General features: G+C 40.7%; 19 protein-coding genes. 2 read left to right on the plus strand and 17 right to left on the minus strand.

Annotation, left to right across the window (positions count from 1 at the left end; genetic code table 11):
- Positions 1–2: 2 nt before the first annotated feature.
- Entirely contained in the window at positions 3–338 is a 336-nt protein-coding gene (locus tag BLO53_RS03060; RefSeq protein ID WP_092059053.1) for a PadR family transcriptional regulator, read from the minus strand.
- A 252-nt stretch (positions 339–590) separates the two neighbouring features.
- Between BLO53_RS03060 and BLO53_RS03065 the strand changes: the two genes are divergently transcribed.
- Positions 591–995, plus strand: a complete 405-nt coding sequence (locus BLO53_RS03065; RefSeq protein ID WP_092059054.1) for a hypothetical protein — start codon at positions 591–593, stop codon at positions 993–995.
- Between the two features lie 8 nt (positions 996–1003).
- Here the strand turns inward: BLO53_RS03065 and BLO53_RS03070 are convergent, their stop codons facing one another.
- The 7 genes from BLO53_RS03070 to BLO53_RS03100 all read right to left on the minus strand — a co-directional run bounded on the left by BLO53_RS03070 (position 1004) and on the right by BLO53_RS03100 (position 8483).
- Entirely contained in the window at positions 1004–3097 is a 2094-nt protein-coding gene (locus tag BLO53_RS03070) for a DUF2339 domain-containing protein (RefSeq protein ID WP_092059055.1), read from the minus strand.
- 173 nt (positions 3098–3270) lie between these two features.
- On the minus strand, positions 3271–3909 hold the full coding sequence (locus tag BLO53_RS03075; RefSeq protein ID WP_092059056.1) for a phosphoribosyltransferase family protein: 639 nt from the start codon (positions 3907–3909) through the stop codon (positions 3271–3273).
- A gap of 88 nt (positions 3910–3997) precedes the next feature.
- Complete coding sequence (locus BLO53_RS03080; RefSeq protein ID WP_026489694.1) at positions 3998–4285, minus strand: hypothetical protein; 288 nt, start codon at positions 4283–4285, stop codon at positions 3998–4000.
- A gap of 79 nt (positions 4286–4364) precedes the next feature.
- Positions 4365–6791, minus strand: a complete 2427-nt coding sequence (locus tag BLO53_RS03085; RefSeq protein ID WP_092059057.1) for a beta-mannosidase — start codon at positions 6789–6791, stop codon at positions 4365–4367.
- A gap of 312 nt (positions 6792–7103) precedes the next feature.
- Positions 7104–7541, minus strand: coding sequence for a LytR/AlgR family response regulator transcription factor (locus BLO53_RS03090; RefSeq protein ID WP_092059058.1), 438 nt, complete (start codon positions 7539–7541; stop codon positions 7104–7106).
- Positions 7542–7613: 72 nt separating this feature from the next.
- On the minus strand, positions 7614–7826 hold the full coding sequence (locus BLO53_RS03095; protein WP_092059059.1) for a response regulator: 213 nt from the start codon (positions 7824–7826) through the stop codon (positions 7614–7616).
- 69 nt (positions 7827–7895) lie between these two features.
- Positions 7896–8483: an accessory gene regulator B family protein gene (locus BLO53_RS03100; RefSeq protein ID WP_143003197.1), complete on the minus strand. Its 588-nt coding sequence runs from the start codon at positions 8481–8483 to the stop codon at positions 7896–7898.
- 702 nt (positions 8484–9185) lie between these two features.
- On the opposite strand from BLO53_RS03100, the gene BLO53_RS03105 reads away from it, so the two are divergent.
- Positions 9186–9710: a helix-turn-helix domain-containing protein gene (locus BLO53_RS03105; protein WP_092059061.1), complete on the plus strand. Its 525-nt coding sequence runs from the start codon at positions 9186–9188 to the stop codon at positions 9708–9710.
- Positions 9711–9795: 85 nt separating this feature from the next.
- On the opposite strand, the gene BLO53_RS03110 is transcribed toward BLO53_RS03105, so the two are convergent.
- The 9 genes from BLO53_RS03110 to BLO53_RS03150 form a co-directional block, all read right to left on the minus strand.
- On the minus strand, positions 9796–10170 hold the full coding sequence (locus BLO53_RS03110) for a response regulator (protein ID WP_092059062.1): 375 nt from the start codon (positions 10168–10170) through the stop codon (positions 9796–9798).
- A gap of 85 nt (positions 10171–10255) precedes the next feature.
- Positions 10256–11305, minus strand: a complete 1050-nt coding sequence (locus BLO53_RS03115; protein ID WP_092059063.1) for an ABC transporter substrate-binding protein — start codon at positions 11303–11305, stop codon at positions 10256–10258.
- Positions 11306–11319: 14 nt separating this feature from the next.
- Positions 11320–12363: an ABC transporter permease subunit gene (locus BLO53_RS03120; RefSeq protein ID WP_092059064.1), complete on the minus strand. Its 1044-nt coding sequence runs from the start codon at positions 12361–12363 to the stop codon at positions 11320–11322.
- A complete protein-coding gene (locus tag BLO53_RS03125; protein WP_092059065.1) occupies positions 12364–13434 on the minus strand; it encodes an ABC transporter permease in 1071 nt (356 codons plus the stop codon).
- Entirely contained in the window at positions 13431–14945 is a 1515-nt protein-coding gene (locus BLO53_RS03130; RefSeq protein WP_092059066.1) for a sugar ABC transporter ATP-binding protein, read from the minus strand. The genes BLO53_RS03125 and BLO53_RS03130 overlap by 4 nt, the downstream gene beginning before the upstream one ends.
- A 241-nt stretch (positions 14946–15186) precedes the next feature.
- Positions 15187–16176: an ABC transporter substrate-binding protein gene (locus BLO53_RS03135; protein WP_092059067.1), complete on the minus strand. Its 990-nt coding sequence runs from the start codon at positions 16174–16176 to the stop codon at positions 15187–15189.
- Between the two features lie 138 nt (positions 16177–16314).
- A complete protein-coding gene (locus tag BLO53_RS03140; RefSeq protein ID WP_092059068.1) occupies positions 16315–17643 on the minus strand; it encodes a sensor histidine kinase in 1329 nt (442 codons plus the stop codon).
- Positions 17640–19265, minus strand: coding sequence for a response regulator (locus BLO53_RS03145; RefSeq protein ID WP_092059069.1), 1626 nt, complete (start codon positions 19263–19265; stop codon positions 17640–17642). Before BLO53_RS03145 ends, BLO53_RS03140 begins: the two co-directional genes overlap by 4 nt.
- 93 nt (positions 19266–19358) lie before the next feature.
- Entirely contained in the window at positions 19359–21503 is a 2145-nt protein-coding gene (locus BLO53_RS03150) for an ATP-dependent helicase (protein ID WP_092059070.1), read from the minus strand.
- Between the last annotated feature and the right edge of the window lie 173 nt (positions 21504–21676).

Raw genomic sequence — 21676 nt, forward strand, 5'->3', positions numbered from 1 at the left:
AATCACTTATCTCCTCTGATAAACTTTTCAACCACTTCTTTTGTAAGATTCCACTCAGCACATTTTTCCATGTAGTACTGTTTCCCCAACTCGGTTATCCTGTAGTAGGTTCTCTTCTTGCCGTTCTCTGCGCTCTGTGCGTAGGATTCGACATATCCATTTTTCTCCATTCTGGTAAACGCGGAATAAAGAGTTGTCTCTTTTATAATGTATTTGTCCTCCGAAAGAGCCCTGATCCGTTTGGAAATCTCGTATCCATATGAAGGTTCATCCAGGAGGATAAACAGGATCATGGTGTCATTATATCCGCGAATTACATCGCTACTGATCTCTATCATCCCATAAATCACATCCTCTCTTAAAATGTGTATTTCATACGACTATCGTACTATGGCAGATGTACTATGTCTGTCGTAGTATATCTGACGTAGTAAATATACCACGGCTATCGTAGTATGTCAACACATCGTCAAAAATATTTTTTTAAAATGGCAAAGAAGTATTAGGAAAGCGCCACAAACCGCGTTGCTACGATGTTTCTATAGTGATAGAATATTTTTAATTATTTTGGGAATGAGAGGAGAAAGACGATGAAAAATCTAAAAAAGAAATTATTGATCGGTACTACTGTAGGTCTTACCTGCCTGGTCCTTGGCGCATGCACAAATAACCAGAAAGATGGCTCTACAGAAGCAGTTTCTACAGAGAATAATTCAACAGAAGCTATATCAAAGAGCGCAGAATCTACCAATGTTTCTTCTGTAGATTCTTCTGCTGATGCGGCTAATGAGGCTACAGATGCGGCTTCTACAGAATCTTCTAATATTGAGGAATCTTCCGCAACAGCTTCCGCTTCTGTCACCAAAACAGATGGCTCATCTACAATAGAAAAAGACAAGGCAATTGACTCTTCTACTGTAGATGTGAGCCTTGAAGATCACTATGACGATCCTCCAATAACAAATTTACCTGACCCAACTGTAGAAGTCAGATGATTTTTTGACTACCGTCCTTGTTTTTCAAAGTGGTTGTAAATCGCGCTTATACCAAAGCAGAGGATACCACTTACCAGGAAGCTGATTGCGCGTCCAATGGTATTCTCATAGGTTATGTCGATCATAATAAACTTGGCAACGCAGATCATAGACAAAATGAGTCCGTAGAGCCTTAGCTCTTTTGATCCAAAGGTCTTGTTAAAGCCTACAGCAATGCACACGATAGCAAAGAGCAGAATGGCAACGCTGACTACAAATCCCTCTGCATCATAGCCCAAAAGGCTGACAAGAAGGATTATTCCAAACTTGATGCCTGCGTAGAGCTTTTCACTGCCACCAGAAGCAAAGTGTCTTGGAAGGTTTATGCAGGCAAGTGCCACAGTAAATACAATGTACAGGCCCTGTAATACAGGGGAATCCACACTTTCTATATTGTAAAGTCCCACCAGCATTCCTATAGCATTGAAAATGTTAAGGACAGTGCTGATCTGTTTATCCTTGTTACCCGCGCTGTCATGGTCAAGCTTAAGAAAGATCATGGCAGCGTTAAATATTCCCATAGGAGCTATAACCAAAAGTTCTCTTAGTTCTACAAATTTCGCCAGGCTGTCTTCCAGCGCAGTACACAAGAATAATCCCATACAGACCTGAGTCATAACATAAAAGATAATCTTGCTGAGAGCATATTTATTGACCACGAATGCCTCAAAGATAAACACTACTACAGCAAATATAAAGGCCGCTCCATAGAAAAGGAAGCTGCTATTACCAATAAGCTCTAAAATGATCATTGCAGCTGCAAGAATCGCTGCCTGGTTTCTAAAGCCTTTTATATCTCTCCTGATTCCATAAAGAGCTACCGCAAGAAGGGCCACAAATATGATTCCTGTATCAAAGAATTCCTCGTAGTTAAAGCAAATTCGAATCAAACCTACGATGATCCAGCCAGTTGTCCAGGCAATGTTAAAAGACCTTACATAGGGCTTGTCACTCTTTGCAATGCCCATTAAAAGAGCTGCCTCTGCCACAAATACTATGGCGAAGAAAACAATAATGTCAAGCCATGTAGCCGTATTAACACAATCTCCAAATAGCATATAGGAGGAAGCAAGGGCTATAGCGCTTCCAAAGGCCATGAATGTATTATCTGCATCTTCTGTAAGCAGATTCCCAAATAATAAATATGCATAATAACCTGCACTTATAAGCATCAAAATGATCGCTGCAATAGTCAGAGGAACACCAATACTAATCTTGTCTCCTATCACAACGGCAAAATAAAAGATGATTCCCAAATTAATGCAACTTTGAATAAGACGCTGGGTCTTATTCTTCCAGAAGGTATACTGGAAGGCTCCGCCCAGTATGCATAAATAGAAGAGCATAGGAATAACCAGTGCTGTATCTTTGATTCCTGCGCCCAGTAAGGCCGATATCACAAATCCTGCATCGCCTATAGTCTGGAAGAGTCTGCTTTCTTTTCTGCCTATTATAAGAACAACTGCGGCCCAGATAAACAAAAGAATATACATAAACAGATCATTTATAACCTCAAAATGTATCCTTGTGACTAGAACCGACAGGTAGTTGCATCCAAGACCACAGGCAAGAAGGGCTGTAAAAAAAGTATTCTCCGGCTTTTTAACATGCTGGAAATATGCTCCAATTGTGAGGCCTATACTGACTGTAAACATCATGGTGATCTTAACCCCATCATTCATGTAAGGAATGATGAGACTTGCAAACAAAACAAGAGCTATAAATATCAGGATACTTGCCAAAACTCCCATAAGATGCTTACCAATCCAGGATTCTGTAGATGAGTTCCTGGCTGGTGCCTGATATAACTGGGGTTGTGGCTGCACTGTAGTTCTAACCTGAGGCTGTGGTTGTTGCTGTGGTGCCTGCTGGTAAATTGGCTGTGCTACTGTTCTGGCCTGAGGCTGATATAGCTGCGGCTGCAGCTGCATCTGTGGCGCCACCCCTTGTTGTCTCTTTAATTCTTCAATGGTATTTGACGCTTGATCTAAGCGATTTTGAATCTGACTGACCTGGAACCTGATGGTACTAAGTTCCCTCTCCAACTCTTCAATCTGTCCCATACACTTCTCCCCTAATTTTTATCGTATAAAAAATAAGTGTAGCCTTTAATTATAATATAATGGCTCACCATGTAAATATACTTTAGATACAGCAAATAATCTACGCTTATTTCAGCAGTTCCGCAACATAAAAAGAAGCTCCTCCAAAAATGGGGAGCTTCCTGAAAAAACTATTAAACTGTTGAATAGCCGTATCCATTGCAGATCGCATCTACAGGAGTTCCTGCCTTACAAAGAGGGCAGTTATCATGGCTGTAGCTTGCATAATCCGGGAAGTCACGCAATGAAAACAGCGATCTTATAGGTACGTTTTCTATCTGTGTTGCAATTGAGAAAACAGCGGAGATACCTGCTGGTTCTCCCTTATAAAATCTGATGGAATCAAGAGCCGTCTTAAGAGTTCCTCCAGTCGTTATTGAATCTGTAAGGATCAGCACCTTTTTACCATCTATCATGTGCTTGTTATTCTCTCTGAACATCATCTGACCATTAACATTAGTCTCCGGCTGGGTAATATACATGGTCTTATGGGAATTCATAGAAATTATCCCTGCCTGGGTAAGCTTGTTAGCAAGATAAGCACCAACAACTTCCATCCCATTAAGGCACAAGATAGTGTCTATGACCTCTGACGCCAGATACATCTCAGCCAGCGCTTCACCTGTTGCCCGCGCTTCCTTCATTCTAGCCTTGGTATCGCACAGGTCCATATAGTAATTAACATGAGAATGTGGTGTTACAAAATGTCCTGGTGTAATCCTTAAAATAACATCACTGTGTCCTGAGTACTGAACCTTTTCGTAGTTCTGCATTATGCGTACCTCCCCATTTTTAGGTCCTAGACTATGTGTAACACATTAATCATATCATTATTCCGTATACTTTACCACTTATATTCGCTTATTCTTTTTTATCTGCCTCGCGCAACTTCTTTATCCCTTCAAGAGCAGTCTTATATATAAGCGCCATGTGCCTTGATGCCGGATCACTCATGTCGCATTTACTCTGCATCAGCTTAAAATGCTGGATTGCTTCGTCGATGACCGATTTTGAAATAACATATCCGTCACAATATAAAGTACCAGTCTCAGGATCGTATCTGGACTCCTCAAATCTGGTTTTAGCGTAATCGCCAGCGCCCATACTGGCCGCAAGCTGATTGATTAAGTCTGATCTGCTATCTGCCATACCAAAATCTCCTTTCACAGGAAAATTTTATCATATATAAGTACGGCAAAACGTTAAATTTTTATAATATTTCTAGGGTTCAGATACCTACTGACCTAACCCTTAACACGTCAACTTCTCCGCTTATTATCTTGATTCTCTTCTCAGACGCATTAAGGTCAAAATAGTTATCTGAAAGCAAAAGATCATCATTGCCATTACGAATTTCAACGCTCTTTGCATAAGCATCTGAAGAGATGACAATTTCATCTCCTTCAAGCCTTGCCTTAAGGTGCGGATCAGCAAACTTAAAGTGCTTGGGTGGGCAAAAGAGCACAGTTCCCTCAGAGATGACATTGCCATCTTCAACTAGCTGATAGCTTACGTAATTTTCATGAAGGTCAGCCTGATCCATGTTTATTTCATCAAGCCAGTTTGTAGAAAGAGCCGCAGCATAGAGCTCTTTTTTACCTTCTTCAATAACAGCTGCTTTTGAATCTCTGAGCTGCCATCTGACCTCAAGATCCTTTCCATCCATGGTTTCATTCTGGACATTTAGCTTAATAGATTTAACAATAGGATCCGCATCATCGTTGACAGATACTCTCTGATCAAGATAACCTCTTTCCTCACAGGAAATAAGTACTGGCGCAAAGAACCTCTTAGCATAGTACTGAAGTGGCTTCCATCTGCCCTCATAATCTATTGATGCCCAGGAAGCTACAGGCCAGCAGTCATTGAGCTGCCAATATACTGTGCCCATGCATCTTCCCCTGTTTCTTCTAAAATGTTCAACCCCATATCTGATAGCATCTGCCTGCAAAAGCTGTGAATAATAGACAAGCTCATCCAGACTCTCAGGATAAAGATATGTCTGGCTCATATAGTTCATGATCTTGCCGTTAGCAGCGCTGTTTCTCTGATGTTTCTCCATTACATAGGAAAAGATATTTCTATCCTCAGGCTCTGTGAAGGTTTCGATAGTCTTAACAGCTGGGAAAGACTGGAATCCAAACTCAGAAAGGTATCTGAAATGGAACTGGCGATAAGCTGTAAATGGCTGATTACCATGCCAAACCTCCCAATAGTGGGCATCTCCCCTATTCTCATCATTAGGATTATCAAATCCTCCACCAGATGAAGGGCTTGCTGGCCAGTAATAGGTCTGAGGATCCTCCTTTTTCAGAAGCTTAGGGAAAAGATATTCATACATCTTGACGTAGTCTGACTTTAGGGTAAATTTCGCTCCCCAATGCTCCTGGCCTACAAATAATTCCATCTCATTGTTACCACACCATAGTCCCAGACTTGCATGATGACGAAGTCTTCTCACATTATCTATGACCTCTGCTATGATATTCTCTTCAAAGTCCTCTGAAAGTCTGTATACAGCGCAGGCAAACATAAGATCCTGCCATACAACAAGGCCCAGCTCATCGCAGATATCATAGAATTCATCCTCTGGATAGTATCCACCGCCCCAAACTCTTATGCAGTTAAAGTGAGAATTTTTGCAGTGAGTAAGAAGTGTCCTGGTTCTTTCTTTATTAACTCTGCTAAGGATATTGTCCTGAGGGATATAATCTGCTCCCATGGCAAATATCTTGACTCCATTTACAACATGACAGAACTCTTCACCATACTCGTCCTTCTCCCTGGAGATAGTCATGGTCCTTAGACCAATTCTCTTTTCCCAGACATCAAGGACATCGCCCTTTGCATTTCGAAGACTAGCCTTAACAGTGTAAAGAGGCTGTTCTCCATAGCCATTTGGCCACCAGAGCTGAGGTGTTATAAGCTCTACTGTCTCGTTAGAATTGATCTCATCAGCAATAACCTTGCCCTGGGGATCTGTTACAGTAACGGTTGTTATATAATTGTAATTTCCTTCATTTCTGGCATCAAATGACAGTGTAACACATCCATTATGGTGATCCTGTCTGACATAGAAGGATTCAAATCTTGTCTCGTTAATTCCTACAAGTGACACTGGGCGCATTATTCCTGCATCAGGAATCCTTGGGCCCCAATCCCATCCGAACATATAATGAGCCTTGCGGATCTTAGGGAAGCCCTTAGAGCAATCTTCTGAGCCCAGAACAGGGTCTTTCTTGAATTCTTCTCTTATAAATTTGTTAGGAGAATGGAATACAATCCTAAGGTCATTTTCAGCCTTTAAAAGCTCTTTTACGGCATATTCGTATGTTCTATGCATATTGCATGGGTTTCCTAATAAGACGCCGTTAAAATAGACGTCTGCTATCGTATCAAGCATCTCAAAACGAAGAAGCACCTGGCTGCATAAAAAGAGTTCATCTGCTTCCTCAAGGGTAAAGCTCATCTTATACTCATAGTCGTATTCCATAAGTGCAAGGGCCTTGTCTTCATTATCTCTATAATAGGGATCTTCCATAAGGCCATTGTTCATAAGATCCGTATAAACAGTTCCAGGAACCACCGCCTTATACCAAGTGTCCTGATCCATTCTGCGCATAGTCCAATTATCATGTAGATTTCTTGTGATCATATTTCGTTCCTCTCCTTGGGATATATACATCAGAACTATTATACACACTAGTTGCGGTCTAAATCTATCCAATAATGAAATATTGACACTTGTGGGCAGTTTCTTTGCCATATTCCTTTAAAAGTTCGTATTTTTATCTTTATAGGTTCGTATATGGCGCCATCGTAGCATGACTCCCAGCATTTGCACAAAAATAAAGTACGTAAAAGTGGACTTTTACGTACTTTGGTCGGTTTTATGAATTTAGATTTATATGCTAATAATTTTAGTTTTTTATGTTTTTAATTCAAGACGGTTCATTTTTGCTGTCCCTCACAACACACACATTTTTTTCATACGTAAAAAAACGTTTTTTCTAAAAGCATCTGCATATTTCCTACTGATATTTATTTCTTTTTCATTGTTCATGATAACAGAATCTCCGTTACTCCTTTTTATAGCATTCATGTTAATCACATAAGAAGTATGCACCTGTAAAAAATAGTCTGGAAGTTTCTTTAATTCATCTGCCAACTTCCCATAGTATTCTATCGTTTCATCTCTGCATACAATATTTATAATTCTCTTATCACTTGATAAATAAAGGATATCCTTGCAGCTAATAGTTGTATTGTCCCTTCCTGTTTTATATATAAAATAATCACTGGAATCTCCAATAATCTCAAACCCTCTCTTTAAAGCTCGAGTGAGGTTCTCAGTCCTTATTGGTTTTACAAGAAAGTCCAGGGGCTGCACAGAAAAAAGCTTCATCGCATAAGTTTCTTTTGATGAAACATATATAATCTGCGTATGAAAATTCCTGTTCTGCTCCCTAAGATATTTTCAAACATCAATGCCACTTGCATTGGTAAGTTCTATATCAAGTATAAGAAAATCATATGAAGATCCACACCTAATATGCTCCATAAGAGCTTCCCCAGTATAAAAGATGTCAATATTAAACGTAGTTCCAAACATCGCTGTATTTTCAATTATTATCTTCTCGATTTCCTGACAGGTTAAATATTCATCATCACATATAGCTATATTGTACATTACTGAACCCCACCATTTTCGGAAATTTCAGCCATTTGAGCTTTATTTGTCTCGCCATTATTGGATTCTTTATTCGTTAATAATCTGGTCATTCCGATTCCTCTTTTCCCTCATATAATTTACTACTTTTTGCACTGTCAGATAAAAACCTTCTATCACAAGTACCATAAATATCAGCATCTTAAAAAGGTCATTTATAAAATTTGAAAAGAATAGTGCTGTTTCCATCATAGTAATGATTATGGATATTTTTTTATATCGAATTTTCTCTTCTTTAAACAATGGCTTATTTGCAGTATCTACCGGTGCAAGCAGTATAATCTGGACTGCCGATAATATAGCTATAGCCAGACAAAGTGTTTGATGTAACAGTGTATAATCTGCACAGTTAAGCACATACGCCACGCCTACTATCAATAAGGCTGATGTGATTGCGCAAATCCACAGCTTAGGCATATGGAGCCCACCTGCAAAAATCCTCAGTGGAATAAATAATACCAGAAACAAAAATACTCCCTTAACATTATCCATGATTATACCAATTATAAGAACAACTATAAGCGATGCTGTAAACATTCCCAGACGTTTTAGTCCATATATCGCAACTTCCATTTCCTCGTCATTAAATCCCATGTAATCCCTCTTCTCTATTCTCAATAAAACAATTTTCCTCTTGAATTATACTGCTAATTTGAAGATTTCCATTTTATTTGTAATAATTAACGCCCAAATGGTAATAATTGACATCACCTAATCCATAAATAAAAATAATTTGACGAATTCCTATTTATTGCTATAATGAAACTAGGCAAGGAACTAATTAGCTTAAAAACATGGCGAAAGCCCTAGAGATGGCGGTCTCTAGGGCTTTCTTTTTCGGCTCTAGTGTGTATCGTTGCCGCGTTTATCTCTGTCGAGCCACTTGCAGATGTAGTTGGCGGCTACTCCTGCCAGAACAGAGATTAAGAAACTAATTAGCAATTCCATGGCTTTGCACCTCCTTTCTGTTGCCAGAATGAGGGCGACAACGCTTATGATTATAACGTTTTGTAATTGGTATTCATAGTAGTACAATACCTATAAATCACGTTCATAGTAATCGTAGTTAAAGCCTTTTTCTATGACAACATCCTTATCCTGATCCCTGTCTCTCTCAATGTCCCTCTTATTAAGCTTCCTTGTGGCCTATCTTCTCTTCCAGGTCATGATATAAAATCCACGGATTCTGTGCACATTCCGCACACTTTCTCCATTAGATTTTCATCTATCCATTAATACTTCATTTTTGGTACAAAATAGGATAAGATATAGGTGTTTGTTATAAGGGGTATTTATCGGGAAAGGAAATATTTCTAAGCTATGGGAAAAAGATCAATCAGGGAGAACAAGAACATCTATTTCGAGAGCCGTGAAGCGGCTGGACTTACCAGAGCACAGGCCAGTGAACTTATTGGAACTATAAGTGAGAGCCGACTTGAGAAAATGGAGACTGGCAAGACTGCCATTTATCCAGAGGACGTTGTAGATATGGCTCTTGCTTACAAGAAACCTGAACTTTGCAACTACTACTGTACACATGAATGCAGGATCGGACAGGAAAATGTTCCTGAGGTTAAGCTTTCATCTCTTTCAGAGATTGTACTTGGCATGCTTTCTGCTCTTAATTCATTGGACAAGCAGAAGGAAAGACTTATCGACATCACTGCTGACGGCGAGATTTCAGAGGATGAGCTTCCTGATTTTGTAAATATACAGGAGCAGCTCAACCAGATTGACCTTACTGTAGAATCTTTAAAAATCTGGATGGCCAACACAATCGCAGAAGGCAAGATAGATAAGAACAAGTTAAAAGAAGCTGCAGAGAATCGCAAACGTACTCACTGATTCTTTTAACTAATTTCATAATAATAGCCTGGCCGATATTTTCATATCAGTCAGGCTTTTTTCTTTTATTGTATTAAATAATTCTTTACTCATCAGCGTTGTCAAAGACCTTGTTAACAGCAGTGATAACGTCAGAAGATGTGAAAGGCTTTATTATAAAGTCCTTAGCTCCGCGCTTTATTGCCATAACTATCATGTTCTCGTACTTTTGGTCAGAACACATGATAACATTGGCCTTAGAGTCATATTTTATGACCTCTGTAAGCGCATCAATGCCATTCATTTTGGGCATATTAATATCCAGTATCATAAGATCCGGCTTTTTCTCTTTATAATACTCCACAGCCATCGCGCCGTCTGTGGCTTCTCCAATGATCTGATATTTCTCAGGATCAAGAGCTGATTTAAGCATTTCTCTCATAAAAGTTGTATCGTCGGCCAGAAGTATTTTCCTCTTCATAAGAACTCTCCTTTACGAATTAACACAATGCCTAAATATATTATGACTACTATTACATCAAATTTACAAATAAAATATTGATAAATTAGTTTCCAATATCCTGAACCTTATAAGTCACACCATCTACAAGCACTTCAGTAACTTTTTCGTTAGAGCTAAAGAGCTTTTCATCTACATAGTTAAACTTATCAGGGGTCTCTCCCTTGACAAGAGCATCTACCAGAGCCTTAACCCTTGGCCCATGCAGAGGATTACATTCAGCAATGCAGGAAATCTTACCCTCCTTGGCATAATCGAGAGCCTCCTTGTTTACTCCGTCAAAGGAAACCACCATGATCTCGCCGTTTCTAATGTCTGAGCCAACCTTTTTACCAGCTTCTTCCAGGGCATCAATTGCGCCTATAGCTTCGTTATCGTTCTCGCAGTAGACAATATTGATATTGTCAAACCTCTCCAAAAGAGCTGCCATAACTTCATAGCCCTTGGTTTCAGTAAATTCACCGGATACTTCCGCCATAAGATCCCATCCGTGCTCTCTTGCTGCATTAGCAAGGCCTCTGCTCCTTCCAATCTGGGCTGTAGAGCCTATCGTTCCCTGAATATTTACAATATGGACATCAGAAGGAGCCATGTTGATACTCTTTGTATAGCTGTCTATCCATGCCGCCATCTTCTTGCCCTCAAGCTCAAAGTCTGAGCCCACCCAGCAGGAATAAAGAGATTTATCAGCCACATCCACTCTTCTGTCCACTAAAATCACAGGAATACCAGCATCTCTTGCCTCAGAGAGAACAGAATCCCAACCGCTTTCGGTTACTGGTGCCAGGACAATATAATCCACTTCCTGCTGGATAAAGGTTCTGATAGCTGTTATTTGATTGGTCTGCTTCTGCTGACCATTTTTGTATATGAGAGAGTATCCCTCCTCGGGGACAAAACTGCTCTGCATGGAAATAGTGTTAGCACTTCTCCAGTCAGATTCAGCCCCGAGCTGTGAAAATCCCACAGTTATAAGGCCGCTATCCTCCGTGATCTCTTTAGTTCCCTCGTCTTCAACAGCATTACTGCTCCCGCAGCTGGCTATAATAGCCACGCCAAGGAGCAGTGCTATTGCTATAGTAGCAACTTTTTTCATAAAGTATTATTTCCTCAACTCTTCAAGGCTTTTCTCTTCTGGATCATTACTACACTCTGGATCAGTAAGAATAAGCAAAGCATTGCGGCAACTGTAATTCCAGTCCACCATGCATCATCAAGTCCTGCTGTAGATACAATAGCCTGAATAGTACATAGTGACAGAACGCCAAACAATGTTCCGATGATATTTCCTACGCCACCTGTCAGCATTGTTCCGCCGATGATAGAGGATGCGATGGCATTCATCTCCATGCCCATAGCGTGGCTGGCTGCACCTGAACCAACATGAAGGAAATAAACATATCCACCAATTCCTGCAAGTACGCTGCAGATCAGGTGTGACATAAACTTAGTCCTCTTAACGTTGATTCCAAGCATAAGTGCGCTCTGCTTGTTTCCTCCAACTGCATAAAAGCTTCTGCCAAGCTTGGTCCAGCGTAGTACCACAAACAATAATAGCACAATCACCAGCGCTACGATAACACCAATTTCTACATAAGCAGGAACGTAGATGCCTTTTCTTGTATAGGATCCAAGGCCAGGTACATTTATTCTGGTATCCTTAAGGGCTACAAATTCCTGATTAGCAACGTTGAAAGGAGCTGTATTAACTATAGTTGTCATACCTCTTGCAAAGAACATTCCGGCAAGAGATACAATAAATGGCTGAATATCAAGGTAGGCAACTAAAAATCCCTGAACTATTCCATATGCAAGTCCAATGCCAAGAGCTATCAGTATGGACACCGGAATTGATCCGCCATTAGGACTATCAAGATAAACTGCGCAGCACATTGAAACAAGTGCCACAACGCCTCCTACAGAGATATCAATACCACCGGTTATCATTACAATACTAAGTCCGCAGGAAGTTATGATAAGGGCTGCGTTTGCATTTAAGATGTTAAACAGCATCTGGGGCTTGGTAAATCCTCCGCCCTGAATAAAGATTGCTCCAAGATACATTACAAGAAATACGATAATTGTAATGGACAGAAGCAGATTAGTATCATTTAGTCTTGTAAAAATGCTTTCTTTTTCGCCTGTCTTTTTCATTTAAGCTGCCTCCTTTCTTGCTGGAGATAGCTTTTTTATAAGTTTTCCACAGCCGTCTCTTACTGTTGGAGCTGAGAACACTACCAGGATGATAACAACAACTGCCTTGTATGCTGCAAGCGCATCTGACTGAACGTTAAGTGTATAAAGAGTTGTTGTCAGATACTGAATGATATAGGCGCCCAGGATTGATGCCCACATATTGAATTTACCACCGGAAAGAGCATTACCGCCAAGGGCAACAGCAAGGATTGCGTCCATCTCTATATCTTTTGCTATAACAGAATAGTTAATGGTTGAAAGTCTGCTGACCTTGATGAGTGCTGCAATTGCAACGCAGAGTCCCAGGATAACAAAGGCAAGTATCTTCATTGCTATAGGATTAATACCATTAAGCCTTGCAGACTTCTCGTTAATACCTACAGCCTGTGTATAGAGGCCAAGGTTTGTAAATTTGAGTAAAAGAGCTATCACAATAATACAACCAAGTGCGATGAACACGGTGGTTGGAATCGGTATTCCAGGTATTACTCCTCCAAAATATCCAAACTTTGGATCTGGAACGATAGGAAGCTCGTTGTGGTTGATCCATGCAGCAATTGATCTTCCTGCAGTAAATAGTATCAGCGTAGCAATCATGGGCTGCACCTTAAATACCGCAACAAGTGTGCCGTTAAAGAGTCCGCAGGCTGCACCCACAAGGCAGGCCACAAAGAATGCCAAAAGAACCGAATGGGCATTTTCAGATGGACGTGCAACGCCGCCGCAGATTACTCTAAGCATAGCAGAACCTGCAATAGCAATGGTTGCGCCAACTGAAATATCCTGTCCGCCAGAAGCAGCTGTAACAAGTGTCATACCTATAGCCAGGATTGCAAGCTCTGAACCAAAGTCCAGAATTGTTATCAAGCTTCCTGAAAGAACTACGTTTCCTGCGTTGTTTACAACAAGTGTAGGTCTAAAAAATGAAGGATCATGTATCAAGTTTATGATTGTGAGAATTACAAGGGCGATTATTGGAATAAAGAGCTGATTGCTCACCGCCCTTATTATTATATTTTGTTTTTTCATGCCTTACTCTCCCCTGCTATAGTGCTCATGATCTTATTCTGTGTCAGGTCTTCGCCAGATAGTTCTCCTACAACTTTTCTGTCTCTCATGACAACAAGTCTTGAACACGTTCTAAGCATTTCATCCGTCTCAGAAGAAATGAAGGTTGCACTCATTCCTTCCTTGGCAAGCTCCAGTACGAGCTTTTGGATATCCACCTTGGTTCCTACGTCAATTCCCCTTGTAGGCTCATCAAGGATAATATATTCAGGGTGCATCAACAGCCACCTTGCCAGGATAACCTTCTGCTGGTTACCACCAGAAAGAGACTTTATTGGTGTATCTGCAGAAGCAGTCTTTATGTTTAGCTTTTTGATGTACTCATCTGCAAACTTGTATGCCTGAGCCTTGCTAAATGGCTTAAAGAATCCGGTCAGGACCTGAAGTGCCAGAATTATGTTATCTTTAACTGACAAGTCACCAATTATTCCATCGTTCTTTCTGTCCTCTGGAAGGTAGGCAATTCCGTTTTTCATGGCATCGATTGGCTTATTTATCTTTATATTTTTGCCATGCATTTTAACTGTTCCGCCCAGGACTCTGTCAGCACCAAAGATTGCTCTTACGCATTCGCTTCGGCCAGATCCTAAAAGTCCTGTGAATCCGTTTACTTCGCCCTTTTTGATATAAAAATCAAATGGCTTGATTCCTGCTACGCTTTGAAGTTTTTCGGCCTCAAAGACTTTTTCCTCTTTATCTGGGCCACTGTAAGCTCCCTCTTCGCCCTTTATATCGGAGAGATCATCCATCTCTTTTCCCAGCATCTTAGCAACCAGCTGGACTCTAGGAAGATCCTTGATTTCATATTCACCAACGAGCTGACCATCTCTTAGAACTGTAATCTTGTCGCAGACTTCGTAAACCTGATCCAGGAAGTGTGTAACAAAGATGATTCCTACTCCCATGGCCTTTAGATCTCTCATAAGGCCAAAGAGCTTTTCAACCTCCTGCTCATCAAGTGAAGATGTCGGCTCATCCAAAATAAGTACCTTACAATCCATATCTACTGCCCTGGCAATTGCAACCATCTGCTGAACCGCTATAGAGCAGTTAGCAAGCTGCTGTGTTGCCTTGGCAGGAATATCAAGCTTTTTCAGAAGAAGTGCTGCTTCTTCATTGATTTCCTTCCAATTGGTCAAACTTCCCTGAGTTCTTCCAATAAACATATTTTCCGCTACAGTCAGGTTAGGGCAAAGAGTTATCTCCTGGTAAACTGTACTAATACCAAGCCTCTGCGCATCCTGTGGCGAATGTATCTGGACTTCCCCTTTTCCCTGCAAGCTGATGGTTCCGCCATCCTTGCCATAAACTCCAGTTAGAACCTTGATCAGAGTTGATTTTCCAGCGCCGTTTTCACCCATTAGAGCATGTATTTCTCCTTTGTTCAAAGAAAAATCCACGTTCTGGAGAGCTTTGACACCAGGGAATTCTTTTTTTATACCCCGCATTTCCAACACTCTTGATTCTTCCATAATTCCACCCTTTGCAAACTAGATTTCATTTAGAAAAATAGCGGTGCGGGGAGTCCGCACCGCATGTTTTTCTCACTACTTTTTTCGTGATATACGCATGTCTCCGTACTTCGTACTCTCGACATGCTACATACATTCGGAAATCGCCTATCGGCTTTTTTCCTCATGTATGTTCGGTCCTCAAGGTATCATTTATATGTCTGCAAGCAGCCATAAATGATACTTTTCGTCCCTATATCACTCAAATCCCGTAGTTATCCACATCATCCTGTGTGATAGTTGTTGCGTCGAAGCCCTTCTCGTCCATGATGATTGTCTTCTGTGAAAGTGTTCCGCCACTCTCAAGAGTCTTGATGATGTCATCAATGTAGCTAGCCTGGAAAGGATTGCACTGTCCATCATAGTTCCAGTTCTGTGCAAGAAGTTCTTCAAGTGCCCACTTGTTGCAGTCAAAGCCCATAACAACAACGTCTTTGCCAACACCGTGTGAGATACCAGCTGCGTCAAGAGCTGCTACAGCGCCCTTAGCCATATCATCGTTCTCAGCATAGATTACGTTGAACTTTTCACCAGAATCGATAACTGACTGAACGATCTGCTGTGCCTTCTCAGCGTTCCACTCAGCTGTCTGCTGCTTAACGATATTCCAGTTAGCTTCTGCAGATGCCTTAGCATCAAGAGCGCCACTACGTCCCTGCTGAGCAGCACTACCCATAACACCCTGGATATGGATTACGTTGTACTCAGAAAGGTTCTGGCTTGCAAGCCAGTCAACTGCTGTCTGGCCTTCCTTAGCCATATCTGAAACGATTGAAGCCTCATAGAGACTAGGATCAGCATCAATAGTACGGTCAAAAAGAATAACCTTTACGCCTGCATTCTGAGCATCCTTAAGAACTGAATCCCAGCCTGCTGTATCTGCTGCTGAAAGAAGAAGATAATCAACATCTTCCTGAATGAAGTTCTGAGCTGCCTGAATCTGCTCGTCGTTCTTTAAACTGTAGGCAAAAGAAGCATCATAGCCGTTTGCCTCTGTAAATTTAGCCTTGAGGTCAGCGTCATTAGCTGTACGATAGCCAGACTCGTTAGGGTCGTTGTTGATAATACCAACCTTGATAAGTCCATTTGCAGCTGCGCCTTCGCCAGAAGCTGCTGGTGCCTGTGATCCACAAGCAACAAGGCTCAGTGTCATGGCTGATGCCATAAGAATTGACAACACTTTCTTCATCATAACAAATAATCCTCCTAAAAACTTTATTCTAGCCGGGCCTATTCCCTAGCTAAGAATAATTTTAGCCTTTAGGAGGAAAATTAACATGGAATTATAAATCAAAAATAGTTGATATTTTTATGATTTTTTAAGATAGTTTCATTTTTTTACGGAATCGGTTAAGATTTTCGGCAAATGGATAACAACATCGGTACCTTTTCCAAGTTTGCTGTCAACCGTAATTCCATATTCATCACCAAAGTTAAGCCTTATACGCTCATTTACATTATAAAGCCCATAAATAGCAGTCTTATCAGGGTTATTCTTTATTATTCCTTCCCTGACTTCCTTAAGGCGCTCTTCATCCATACCTGCGCCATCATCATGTACCTGAATTGTGAGCTCATCTTTGTTTTCAACGCCTGTAATTGTTATCTTACCGCCGCCTCTTCTGTTTTTTATCCCATGATATAGAGCATTTTCAACTATTGGCTGAATAGTGATCTTGGGAATACAGTAATCATAGATATCCTTGGCCACATTGATCTCGTAAGTCAGAATATCCTGATACCTTACCTGCTGGATTTCCAGGTAACTTGTCACATGCTGAAGTTCCTCGCGGATAGTGACTATCTCTTTTCCCTTGTTAAGCGAAGCCCTGAAAAACTCAGACAAACTTCCTACCATGCTGACAACCTGCTTCTGATTGCCAGCTTCCGCAGACCAGACAATTGCATCAAGGGTATTATATAGAAAGTGCGGATTTATCTGGGCCTGTAAAAGTTCAAACTCCGCTTTTCTAAGCTGTTTCTGCTCCTCCTTGACCTGATCCTCGATTGGCTTGGTGATCCAATTAGGCATCCAGAAAGATATCAGAGCTATGGCTGTCAGGATAGCCGCAAAGATAACGAGTGATATCTCAAGTGTCTTCATGAAAAGCTCTCTATTTCTGCTTTGTGTCACCTGAAGCTGCCTATTCTCATAATAGATATATTCGTTGATTGTTTCCTGCAAAAGACCTGTCACTATCTGAACATCATTCTCCCAAATAGTGATATTGGCTTCATACTTATTACCATATTCCAGGTTTTCTTTGATCCTGTCAGTATAAGTCTCAAGGTTATTTAAGTATTTCTCCGCACTGGCAAGTCTCTTTTGATTATCATGAGTATCCGTGTAATCCTTAAGACCATCAACCACTTTTCTTGCATCCTGTAGAAGCGTTGGAAGATTTGAATCTTCCCAGGTCACGTTGCCTACAATCAAAAGATATGTCTCATAATCAAAGTCCTCTTTAAAATCCAGACTGAACTCACTAGCCGCAACTACGCTGTTTAGCATATCCTTGTATCTTTCGTTGGTCATCCAGAGCCCATGGAAAACATATATCATAAAAATGATATTGGGCAAAAGAATAAGCAGATAGGATATACGTATCTTGGTGGCCAGTTTAGACTCATGTTCTCTAGCTCTTTTACCAAAAATCACTTTGCTGCCTCCATGCTCATCCCGCTTCTATACTGAGTTGTCGTAAGTCCCTGTGTTTTCTTGAACAAATATGAAAAATAGTGTGGATCCTTATAGCCCACGAGCATTGCAATCTCATTGCTCTTTTTGCTGGTGGTACTAAGAAGCTCTTTGGCCTGATCCATTCTATAATCCGTCAGATATTTTATAAAAGGCTGTCCTGTTTCCTGCTTAAATACAGCGCTTAGATGATTAGGAGAAAAGTTCACGTGTTCTGCAAGGATATTAAGAGACAGATCTTCCTCTCCATAATGCTGATAAATATAGGAAATAGCCTCTTTTATCATGTCGTGATACTTGCCGGAATTATTATTGTCCCTTATTTCTATGGCCTTTTTCAAAGTATCTGTGAGATATTCCTTGGTCCTTGCCTCATCTGCCAGGATTTCAGGGGTTGGAACCTCCATTTCGCTTCCCAGATCACTCTTTGAAACTCCAAGCTCGTTCTCAACAAAGTCATACACGCAAAAATACATGTCCATGGCTATATATTGCCTGAGCATAGTTGATCTAATGGCGCCAGGCCCCATACCATTAAAGAACTCCATGAGAAACACTTCTGTTTCTGAGCCGTCGCCTCTCCTTAAGAATTCTCTAATGTGCTTTCTATCTATATGTTTAGGATCGATTGCTGATAAAATCAGGTTCTCATTTACAGGCTGCAGAACCTCCTCTGATCCCATCAAAAATCCATTATCTGAAGTTAGATAGATGTGAGCGTAAGCTCTGCTGGCCCATCTAAAGGACTCAGGAATCTCAGTGATCCTGCTTGCGCACTGTCCCACTCCGCCAAAGTACCTGATGTGGCTATATTCAGATATCATGGACTTTATGTCATCGACACACTTTGCTATAGCTTCGTTTATTACCTTGTCAGACTCTCCCTTGAACAAAAGAGCTATGCCCTCGATATTAAGGTCAAAGTAGACGGCGCCATATTTCTGCGCTATCTCACGGATTTTATTTTCAATTTCTATTACGCTGTCGGAATATTCAAAGGATTCATGTCTCGTTGACCAGAGCTTTAAAAGAACAAGATTGTAACAAGGGCCTGAAATATCGATACCAAGCTTTTTAGCCCCTTCAAGCAATTCTGAGAAGCTCTTGCCGCCTTTTAACAGACTTCTAAAGAACTCCTGCTTATCAAGCTCAGTTCTTTCCTGCATTTCTGCTTCATAGCGCTTGGTTGCTTCTCTCTCCTGCTTCTTTTCCATAGCCCTTTGAGCCAGGGTGTCAACTTCCTTTAAAAGATTATCCCCACTTATAGGTTTACTAAGATAGCAAGAGACGCCTATTTTAATAGCCTCTCTTGCAAATTGAAAGTCCTCATATCCAGTTAAAAGAATTATCTCAATCCATGGAAATTCTGCCTTGATCAGGCGGCTAAGTGAAAGGCCGTCCATAAAAGGCATTTTGATATCAGTTATCACAATATCAGGCTGAGCCTTCTGTATCATGGAGTATGCAACCTCTCCATCAGAGGCCTCTCCACAAAAGTCATAGCCATGCGATTCCCAATCAATATTATTCTTGATCCCCTCACGAACAACAAACTCGTCCTCAACAAGAAATACTTTAGTCATAATGCTGCCCCGCTTCAAAAAGTCCCCCTCAGAACTCTAAAGGTTATTTTATCACACCCTGACGGATTTACGACAGTCTTTTATTGCTAACTATTATGATTCTTCTAATATCTTCATGCCGGTAATAAAGGCAAAGGGATAGACAAAAATCTTCTCCTTGCCAGAGTCAAACTCTACAGTAAACTTGGTGGGGATTTCATCATCATCATAGCTGACATCAGCGATCACGCCGGCGCCGTATTTATCTTGAATTATCCTCTCCCCGATTATTAACTGTTTAGGCACATTCCCAGAAGCCGCTCTTTTGGCTTCTGGTTTAACAAAGAGCGGCGAAGCCGCGATTTTGGGCTGATTTTTTGGCTTTTGCGTAACACTTGTTTTCTTATCTTTACTTGTAAGCTCTTTTACAAATGTAGAACCTTTGTCATCATATTTAAAGATTGTAAGCCTGTCTTTTGCCCTGGTCATTCCAACGTAAAAGATTCTGCGTTCTTCCTCAAAGTCCCTGATATCCTGAGGACTCGCCTTCTCAGTCTTTTTTATGGCCTTACTCGGAAAAACTCCATTCACAACATCCATCAGAATTACATTATCATACTCAAGTCCCTTACTGGAATGGATAGTTGACAGAATGAATTTTGCGCCATAATCCGGCTCTTTTTCCGATATGATAAGTCGCAGTTCCTCCAATCTATCAAGGAAGGACTTTATGCTATCCTCTTTTTTGGCCAGCATTTTCAGTATAAAGAGCTTATTCGTGTCAATATTGTTGGTTTTTAGATACTCTCCATAGCCCATAAACTTATCAAGTCTGTTTATTGCTTTATATGGAGATTCTGTAGCCATATTCTTAAAATGCGTGCGCAGAGAGCGCAGATTACCTAACACTCTTTTATTTATGTCAATTTGTTCAGCCGCATCCAGGATCCCGCAATGGCTATTATCCGCTATATAGCACATGGATTCAGCCTCTGGCTTCCTAAGATAGGTTTGAAACTTAAAATATATCTTCATGAAAAGCTCTGGATCAGCGGGCCTTAGAGCAAACTCCAGCATATTAGTCACATCAACTACAACTCTGTGGGTAAAAAAGCCCATGTCTGCACTCTTGATCCTATATGATATCCCTTCTCTCTCAAGAATATCCACAAGAGGAAGGGCACTTTCATTATCTCTATATAGTACAGCAGTCTGACAGTCTACATCCTGCGCCACTTTCAGAAGATAGCTGTACTGCGCTTCGCGGCTACTCATGGAAACAAGTCTGATATCACTTTCAGGTGCCTTAGTAGCGCACATATGCTTCTCATGCCTGCTCTTATTATTCTGAATAAAATAGTCTGCCGCCTGAACAATCTTGGCGTTAGACCTGTAGTTTTTGTCCATTACAAGGACTTTTGCACCTGGATGCTCTTTTTCAAAGTTCAGTAGCGCATCAGGATATGCCGCACGGAATCCATAAATACTCTGATCCTCGTCGCCTACCATAAAAAGATTCCCATCCTTGCCTGCTAGAAGAGCAATTATCATGTGCTGGATCTTGGAAGTATCCTGGGCTTCATCAACGCAGATATATCTGTATTCGTTCTGATAGTAAGAAAGAAGATCTTTTGACCCCTTCAGCATTCTGTAAGCGTAGATCATCTGATCATCGTAGTCCATAAGACTTCTTAACTTAAGCTCATTGTTATATAACTCATATATCTTATTAAGATCAATTCCCTGCTCTTTTCCTAATTCTTTTATCTCTTTTTCTGTAAGGCACATGTTCTTGCAGTAGGTTATAAGCGTGCGGATAGCCTTAATATCACTCTCTGTCGGGTACTCTTTTACCACCTTAAGATAAATGTCCGTCAGGATCTTGCCTGTGATCTTCTCATCTGTAACCAGTTCAAAAGAGCTCTTTCCAATAAGTCTTCCGTAATGGGCTATAATCTTGGCGCAGATGCCATTTATGGTACGAAATTCAAGCCTTCCGCTAAATTCACCGCCAAAAAGCTTTTCAAATCTTGAAGCCATATCCCTTGTAGCTGCAACCGTGTATGTTAATGTCAAAATATGCTCTGGTGCTATTTTCTTACAATAGAGCATATATCCTAGCCTATTGACCAAAACTGTTGTCTTGCCGCTTCCTGGAACCGCCAGTAAAAGAACTGGTCCTTCCACTGTCTGCACAGCCTCTAGCTGCTGATCATTGAGACTCTGTCCGTATTTTGTGAAAAAATCTTTATCTGTCATAACTACTTATTTCCTTGAAGGTGATGCTCTGCGCATGCCCTTTATGTCTTTGCCTGCTGCATCACAGTTTACTACAAACAATCGTTTCCGGGCAAATCTATAAATCATATCGCGTTTTTGTTTTTAGGATATTTTTAGGTTCTATTGGTATTCTTCATTCAACAAGATCCACA

Source organism: Butyrivibrio sp. INlla14 (genome assembly GCF_900102515.1).
Lineage (GTDB): Bacteria > Bacillota > Clostridia > Lachnospirales > Lachnospiraceae > Butyrivibrio.